Genomic DNA, 6,734 nt, shown 5'->3' on the forward strand with positions numbered 1-6,734 from the left:
TAGATGTTCAGCGCGACGTCGCGCTCGAACGGCTTGTCCTCGTCGAGGATCGAGGGGTCCATCCACTCGGTCATGGTCACCGAGCGGCTGATGTGGGCGGCCAGCAGCATGATGCCGTCTGCCGGCTGCAGCTTCGCCGCGGCCAGATCGATCGGGTCGCCCGCCGGGGTCTCGGTGATGGTCGGATTGACCGCCTGCTCCTGGTCGACCATCGACAGCGACCCGCCGCCGGACCAGCCGCCGAGGATGACCTTCTCGTAGCCGAAGCGCTTCTTCAGGTCGGTGATGCAGGCGCCAAGATCGGTGACGCACTTCTCGAGGATCAGGGCCGTGTCGTTCCCGCGGTAACGCGGGTTGCAGTAGATGACGTGCCGGCCGGCGTGGGCCAGGGCCGTGACCAGCGGCAGGAACGAGCCGCCGCCGATCGGGTGGCTGAACAGGATGACGGTCTTCGACTCGCCCTCCTCCGGCGAGATGCGCATGCACTCCACGAAGACCTGGCCCTCGGGACCGCCATAGGTCTCCTTCAGCCGGCTCTTCTCGGCATAGGCGTAGCCGTAGGGCTCTCGCAGTATCCGCATGGTCGCCTCCCGCCGCCCGTTGCTCCGGGCTGGATTTCTGATTACAAAGTCAGAAATACTGGCTCTGGAGTCAAGTGGATGGCCAAGGCCCTGGCGCAGCCGGCCCGCAAGGGGCCGCAGACCGCGATCCGCATTCGCGAGGCGGCGCTGGAGCTGTTCTCGCGGCTGGGGTTCGAGCGCGCGACCATGGCCGAGATCGCCGCCGAGGCCGGCGTCTCGCAAGCCACCTTGCACTATCATTTTGAAGACAAGTTCCAGCTCTGGCGCGCGGCCATGCTGCAGCTCCGCGCGGTGATCGGCGAGGAAGAACGGTTGCTGGAAGCGGCGATGGACAGCCCGCCGGAAGTTCAGCTGCGGATGGCCATGCGGCTGTTCCTGCAGATCAGTTGGCGGCACCCGGCGCTGGGGCGGATCGTCGCCCTGGAGGGCATGGCCGGCGGCGAGCGGCTGGAATGGCTGGACGCTCACCTGATCGGGCCGCGCAACCGGCGGCTGGCCGAACTGGCCAAGGCGGCGATCGACAGCGGCGCGCTGAAGCCCTTCCCGGCCGAGATGCTGATCATCACTCTGCAAGCCGCCGCGGCCGGAGTGATCAATCTGGCGCCGATGATGCGGGTCAGCTTCGACGTCGAGGTGACGGAGGCGCCCGCGCGCGCCGCGCACGAACGAATGATTTTAGACGCCTTGCTGGGCGGGCTGCTCACAGATCCCAGCGCCATGACATAGACGGGACATCCCATGGGACAGCAACCGACTGGCATTCACCACCTGGCTTTCATGGCCGGGGACATCAAGAAACACATCGCTTTCTTCTCACAGGTCATGGGCTGCCCGCTGGTGGCGCTGTTCGACATGCACGGGGTGCCGGGCGGGCTGCACGCCTTCCTGCGGATGAACGACCATAGCTATTTCTCGATCGTGCAGCTGCCCAAGGTCGACGAGATTCCCATCGAGATCGGCAAGACCCATGCGGGGAACGGCGCCCTGCCCAGCGCGCCGGGAACCTTGCAGCACCTGGCGTTCCGGGCCGACAGCGACGAAGACCTGCTGGCCATGCGCGACCGCATCCGCAGCCATGGCGTCAATGTGCTGGGACCGATCGACCACGGCATGTGCCGGTCGATCTATTTCGCCGGGCCCGACCAGATGACCCTGGAAGTCGCCTGCTCCACGCAGGCGATAGATCCGGCGCGCTGGATCGACCCGGCGGTGCTGGCCAAGGCCGGGATCAATGCGGAGGACGCCGCGCGGTTCGCGTCACCCCAGCCCTATGTGGGACCAAGCCCGGTGGCGCAGCCGCCCTATGACGCCGACAAGCCGCACATGGCCTATCCGGAGGAACAGTACCGGGCGATGCTGGCCGTGCCCGACGAGGTGATCACGGCGACCGGCTCGCACGCGCAGCCGCCGGTCCCGGCTCTCGCCTGAACCGGCGGGACCCGCCGGGCTAGTTCGCCGGGCAGGCCGCTTCGCTGTTGATGGCGATATTGATCGGCGTGGCCATCGTGCCTGGCGTGGCGAGCGCCAGGTCCACGCGCGCCGGCGTCGTCGGGCGGAAAGTCAGGCGGACCAGCCGGCAATCGAAGGCGAAGCAGTCCTGGCGCTGCGGGTCCTCGGCCGCGGGCGTGCGACCGCCGACGGCGCGCAGATGCTCGACCGTCAGGCCCGTGCCTTGCGGCGCGGTCAGGGTCACGTCTTGCCAGCCGATGTTGCGGCCGCGCAGGGCGATGATGCTGGTTAAGGTTGGCTGACCTTGGCAATTCGGGGCCGGGCGGTTCTGGACGGCCGGGGCCCGCACCGGTCCCAGGTTCAAGGCGGCGTAACAGTCGCGGCGCGGCTCACGGTTCTCCAACCGGACCGAGCCCGGCTGACGGCAACGGGTGATCGGCCCGATCGACTCCGAGGTGAAGCCGCGCGGGCAGGTGATGCCGCGCGGGGTGAGTTGCGCGGGGATCACGTTGTCGGGGCCGCGCACCTCGACCTGGGCGGTCGCCGGTATGAGGGTGCAATGGCTGTTCTGGGCGGCCGCCGGTAGGGCGAAGGCCATCAAGGCGACGGCTGCCAGAGTGCTCCTGATCATAGATATCCTCCCTGCTCACTGCGCTGGAAGAACACTGCCTCAATCCAAATCGCTTTGGAAGAGAGCGATGAGGTAAGGTAACCTTTGGTAGAATTTGGGTGGGTGGAGGAGCAGGCGCCGCTTCCTCCAGCTCGTCATCCTAGCACAAGGCCTAGGATGACGAGGTTGTGGGTGGGGAGCGACCTGCGTCCTCTCCCCACCGTCCCTAGGCCAAGGCGCGCTTGTAGAGGTCCAGCAGTTCGGCCCAGGCCTTTTCGGCCAGGGGCTCGTTGTAGACTTGGCTGCCCTTGACGGTCCAACCGTGGGCGGCGCCGGCATAGACCTCGACCCGGTGCGGGCGGCCGGCGGCGGTGAGCGCGGCCTTGAGCTTGTCCTTGCCCGCCGGGTCCTGCTTGTCGTCGTTGTCGGCGATCAGCACCAGGAACTCGGCGCGGGTCTTGGGCAGCAGCAGGTGCGGGCTGGAGGGCTGATCGGTGACGAGACCGCCGCCGTGGAAGCTGGCCACGGCCGCGACCCGGCCGGGAACCGCCGCGGCGGTGCGGAAAGCCAGAGGCCCGCCCATGCAATAGCCCTGGGTTCCGACCTTGCGCTTCTTGTCGGTCTGCGGCTGGGCGTCGAGGAAGGCGAGATAGGCGGCCGCGTCGCGGTCGGTCCCCTCCGGCGTCACGCTGGCGCGCAGCGGGGTGAGCTTGGCGCGGTCCTCGGGGTTGGCGAAGTTGAAGGCCCCCTCGACCACCGGCGCGCGCTTAACCCGGTAATAGAGATTGGGAACCAGCACGACATAGCCCTCGGCGGCCAGGCGCCGGCCCATCTCGCGGAACACCGGGCGCAGGCTCATGACGTCGGGCCAGATCAGCACGGCGGGCCAGGAGCCCTTGCCCTCGGGATAGTAGAGCGCCGCGTCAGCCACCCCGTCGGGCGTCTTGATCTCCACGTCCTTCTCGACCACGCGGGCGGAGGCGGCGTGGGCCGTGGTGGCGATCCCGGCGGCGGCCACGCCCATCAGGCCGAAGGCGCGGCGCGAAACCGTGGGGTCCTCGATGAGACCTTGGTGAATGTCGTCGTCACACATGAGCGATCCTCCCTTTTGGCGCTGGAAGCTTCGCCCATTTTGTTGCGGGCGTATTTCGAGCGGCTTTGGGCGAGCCTCCCACATCAAGGCCCGGTCGAATAGCCGTCGCCCCGGCTTGAGGCGACGCTGGGTCAAGCTTCCTCTGCAAGGGGAGCGGGGTCTAAGACTGTCGCCAACAACAGGGAGAGAACACCATGGCTCAAGACACCCAACTGGCCGGCAAGACCGCGTTCGTGGCGGGCGGATCCAGCGGCATCAATCTGGGCATCGCCAAGCGGTTCGCCGCGGCCGGCGCCAATGTCGTGCTGATCAGCCGTAGCCAAGAGAAGATCGAGGCGGCGGCCAAGGAGGTCTCCACCTTCGGCAAGCCGGCTATCGGCATCGCCGCCGACGTGCGCGACTACGCCGCCGTCGAGGCCGCGCTGAAGCGGACCTTCGACGAGTTCGGCCCCATCGACATCGTGCTGTCGGGCGCGGCCGGCAACTTCGTGGCCCCGGCGCTGGGCATGAGCGCCAACGGCTTCAAGACCGTGGTCGACATCGACCTGATCGGCACCTTCAACGTGCTGCGCGCCTCGTTCGAGTTCCTGCGCAAGCCGGGCGCCTCGCTGATCTCGATCACCGCCGGCCAGGCCACGCGCGCCTCGATGTTCCAGGCCCACGTCTGCGCCGCCAAGGCCGGGATCAACATGCTGACCCAGTGCCTGGCGCTGGAGTGGGGACCGGCCGGGGTGCGGGTCAACGCCATCTCGCCGGGCCCGATCGCCGACACCGAGGGCATGGCCCGCCTGGCCTCCACACCAGAGGCGGAGGCCCGGGTGAAGTCCCGCGTGCCCCTGCGCCGCTACGGGACCAAGGACGAGATCGCCGACGCCGCCCTGTTCCTGAGCTCCGACGCCGCCCGCTACATCAACGGCGCGATCCTGCCGGTGGATGGCGGGTCCGGCTGTGGGGACGGGGCCGGGGATGCGCTGCTGGGTCTGGGGGCTTAGCAGGCCTCGCGCTCCCCCTTTTACGCCGCTCATCCCGACGGAAGTCGGGACCCAGGCTTACGGCCGGCGCACTCATCCGGGCCCTCATTCATCTCATGGCGAGACGGTCGCTGGCCTGCATGAGATGAAGGGCGGGGCGGGGCCTGGGAAAACAGCAACCCCGCCCGGCTTGTTATAGCTGGACGGGGTCGGCCGGACCGAGGTCCGGTCTTGAGGCTCAGCGAGCGAACCCGCGAGCGAGCATCCTCGATGTGCAGTCACGTCGATACAAGATCAATCTATCCGCGCATTCTGTCGCGACGGGTGCGTGAGGGCGTCATTCGTGCTATCAAGCTGAAATGGCGCATGATCGCATCGAAATGAAGCCCGGCGTGATGGGTGGAAAGCCGGTGATCCGGGGCACCCGCATTCCCGTGGCGATCCTCGTGCGCGAGTGCGCCCACGGGTCTCCGGAATACGTGGCCGACCTCTATCCTGGCCTGACCGCCGATGATGTCCGGGCGGCGTTGGCCTATGCGGCCGATCACCTGGGCCAGAAGGCTCAGCACGCGGCCGAATAGCCTTGCGGCTGCTGGTCGATGAATGCGTCGATCGCGCCGTCGTGCAGGCGCTGATCGAGGCTGGTCACGACCTTGTGCGCTTGCCGCCGGCTCTTCTTGGAACCGCCGACCTGGGTATCGCAGCCCATGCCGTCGAGATCGGCAGGATCGTCCTCACCCAGGACTATGACTTCGGAGAGATCGCGGTGCGCCACGGGCTGGCGGTCCCTGGCGTCCTGCTCCTGGCCTGTCAGTCCCTGCCCATGATCGAGAGGGTTCCGCGTGTGGTGGCGGGGGCGGGTGAGGCGGAGGGTCTGTACGAGGGCCACCTGACGATCATCGAGCCGGGACGGACGCGCCGTCGGAAATTGTGACCGGGCTCTCTCGTGGAGAGAGGGAAACCCTTCATCTCACGCCGGACCGACCGGCACGCTGGCCTGCATGAGATGAAGGGTGTGGGCTCAGCTGCTGCACGCGAGGACTGCGATTCGACTCGCCGATAGGTTGGCGCGTAGTTTCCCGGTGGGGAGGCCGGTATGAACTCATTGAATCTCGACCATTTCGTCACGGCGCGAGTTGCGTTCCGCAGGCGATTGACTGGGGCCCGCGCTGAAAGACTCGGCAAGCGTATTGGCGGGTCCGAGTTCGACGATCATGGAATGCTCGTCGAAGTCGACGATCCGCCAGCGCCGCCGCTCGCATTTCACATGGTCTACAGCGACGCGAAACAACAGCTCAGCGGACGCTGCATTACGCTTCGAAATCTATTGCACGAGGTGGCTGAGGTTCGGCTGACCGCTTACTGCCATATGCGAAACGCGTTGAGAACATTCGTTGCGTCGAGGGTCGTGGAGCTCACTGACCTTGCCACCGGGGAGGTGCACGAAGATGGCCTCGCCTATTTCAGGCAACATCCACTCTTGGGGCACGCGACTGCGGACGACCTCACTAACCGCAGCGCTGAACTGCTGGCCGTCCAAGCTTGCAGAGACGAGATCATCATTCTGAGTTTTGTCGGCGCTTCTGACGGCGATTTCGACGAAGACGAGCAGAACGAAATCCTGAAGCACGTGCTTCTCAGCGTAGACGAGCAGCTCAATGAGAATGAAGTCCGGCGACGGGTACAGTCGTGGGTGCCGGACGAGCGGGCGTTCGAACGAGCCCTTGCTCGCATATGCGCGGGCGAGGGCGACGCGAAGGCGCTAATGCGCTCAATGCGGCGGGTGATCGACGCTGATGGCGAGGTGGATTCGGAAGAGGTCGCCTTCGCGAGTGAAGTGCAAACGCGACTTATCCAAGCCGGGCGGCTTTAACTAAGCCACCTTCACCCGCGCCGCCGACTCCGGCAGGTCCTCGCCGAACGCCCGCTGGTAGAACTCCGCCACCGTCGGGCGCTCGAGCTCGTCGCACTTGTTCAGGAAGGTCATGCGGAAGGCGAGCGCCAGGTCGCCGCCGAAGATCTCGGCGTTC

The 6,734-nt window shown here is 66.7% G+C and carries 8 protein-coding genes and 2 pseudogenes; 6 read left to right on the forward strand and 4 right to left on the reverse strand.

Going from position 1 to position 6,734, the window contains the following annotated elements:
* Positions 1 to 581: pseudogene (locus tag Q7T84_RS01000) on the reverse strand (alpha/beta hydrolase); the annotation flags it as partial.
* A 78-nt stretch (positions 582 to 659) separates the two neighbouring features.
* Here Q7T84_RS01000 and Q7T84_RS01005 point away from each other — a divergent pair.
* Both Q7T84_RS01005 and Q7T84_RS01010 read left to right on the forward strand, forming a co-directional pair.
* Positions 660 to 1,307: a TetR/AcrR family transcriptional regulator gene (locus Q7T84_RS01005; protein ID WP_304805699.1), complete on the forward strand. Its 648-nt coding sequence runs from the start codon at positions 660 to 662 to the stop codon at positions 1,305 to 1,307.
* A gap of 12 nt (positions 1,308 to 1,319) precedes the next feature.
* Positions 1,320 to 2,009 carry a VOC family protein gene (locus Q7T84_RS01010; RefSeq protein WP_304805700.1) on the forward strand — a complete coding sequence of 230 codons (690 nt, stop codon included), beginning with the start codon at positions 1,320 to 1,322 and terminating at the stop codon, positions 2,007 to 2,009.
* 19 nt (positions 2,010 to 2,028) lie between these two features.
* On the opposite strand, the gene Q7T84_RS01015 is transcribed toward Q7T84_RS01010, so the two are convergent.
* Positions 2,029 to 2,661: a hypothetical protein gene (locus Q7T84_RS01015; RefSeq protein ID WP_304805701.1), complete on the reverse strand. Its 633-nt coding sequence runs from the start codon at positions 2,659 to 2,661 to the stop codon at positions 2,029 to 2,031.
* Between the two features lie 205 nt (positions 2,662 to 2,866).
* Positions 2,867 to 3,733 (reverse strand): dienelactone hydrolase family protein, encoded by an 867-nt coding sequence (locus tag Q7T84_RS01020; RefSeq protein ID WP_304805702.1) that lies wholly within the window; start codon positions 3,731 to 3,733, stop codon positions 2,867 to 2,869.
* 194 nt (positions 3,734 to 3,927) lie between these two features.
* Between Q7T84_RS01020 and Q7T84_RS01025 the strand changes: the two genes are divergently transcribed.
* From Q7T84_RS01025 to Q7T84_RS01040, 4 genes are all read left to right on the forward strand, one after another.
* A complete protein-coding gene (locus Q7T84_RS01025; protein ID WP_304805703.1) occupies positions 3,928 to 4,725 on the forward strand; it encodes an SDR family oxidoreductase in 798 nt (265 codons plus the stop codon).
* Positions 4,726 to 5,063: 338 nt separating this feature from the next.
* Positions 5,064 to 5,285, forward strand: a complete 222-nt coding sequence (locus Q7T84_RS01030; RefSeq protein ID WP_304805704.1) for a DUF433 domain-containing protein — start codon at positions 5,064 to 5,066, stop codon at positions 5,283 to 5,285.
* A 2-nt stretch (positions 5,286 to 5,287) separates the two neighbouring features.
* Positions 5,288 to 5,638: a DUF5615 family PIN-like protein gene (locus tag Q7T84_RS01035; RefSeq protein ID WP_304805706.1), complete on the forward strand. Its 351-nt coding sequence runs from the start codon at positions 5,288 to 5,290 to the stop codon at positions 5,636 to 5,638.
* Between the two features lie 162 nt (positions 5,639 to 5,800).
* Positions 5,801 to 6,577 (forward strand): TerB family tellurite resistance protein, encoded by a 777-nt coding sequence (locus Q7T84_RS01040; protein WP_304805708.1) that lies wholly within the window; start codon positions 5,801 to 5,803, stop codon positions 6,575 to 6,577.
* On the opposite strand, the pseudogene Q7T84_RS01045 reads toward Q7T84_RS01040, so the two are convergent.
* Positions 6,578 to 6,734 (reverse strand): annotated as a pseudogene (locus Q7T84_RS01045) (cobaltochelatase subunit CobS); the annotation flags it as partial.

The sequence above is a fragment of the Phenylobacterium sp. genome (assembly GCF_030654915.1).
Classification (GTDB): Bacteria; Pseudomonadota; Alphaproteobacteria; order Caulobacterales; family Caulobacteraceae; genus Phenylobacterium.

Coding starts and splice junctions, on each gene's coding strand:
- Q7T84_RS01005 (WP_304805699.1), top strand. CDS start 660: ATGGCCAAGGCCCTGGCGCAGCCGGCCCGCAAGGGGCCGCAGACCGCG.
- Q7T84_RS01010 (WP_304805700.1), top strand. CDS start 1,320: ATGGGACAGCAACCGACTGGCATTCACCACCTGGCTTTCATGGCCGGG.
- Q7T84_RS01015 (WP_304805701.1), bottom strand. CDS start 2,661: ATGATCAGGAGCACTCTGGCAGCCGTCGCCTTGATGGCCTTCGCCCTA.
- Q7T84_RS01020 (WP_304805702.1), bottom strand. CDS start 3,733: ATGTGTGACGACGACATTCACCAAGGTCTCATCGAGGACCCCACGGTT.
- Q7T84_RS01025 (WP_304805703.1), top strand. CDS start 3,928: ATGGCTCAAGACACCCAACTGGCCGGCAAGACCGCGTTCGTGGCGGGC.
- Q7T84_RS01030 (WP_304805704.1), top strand. CDS start 5,064: ATGGCGCATGATCGCATCGAAATGAAGCCCGGCGTGATGGGTGGAAAG.
- Q7T84_RS01040 (WP_304805708.1), top strand. CDS start 5,801: ATGAACTCATTGAATCTCGACCATTTCGTCACGGCGCGAGTTGCGTTC.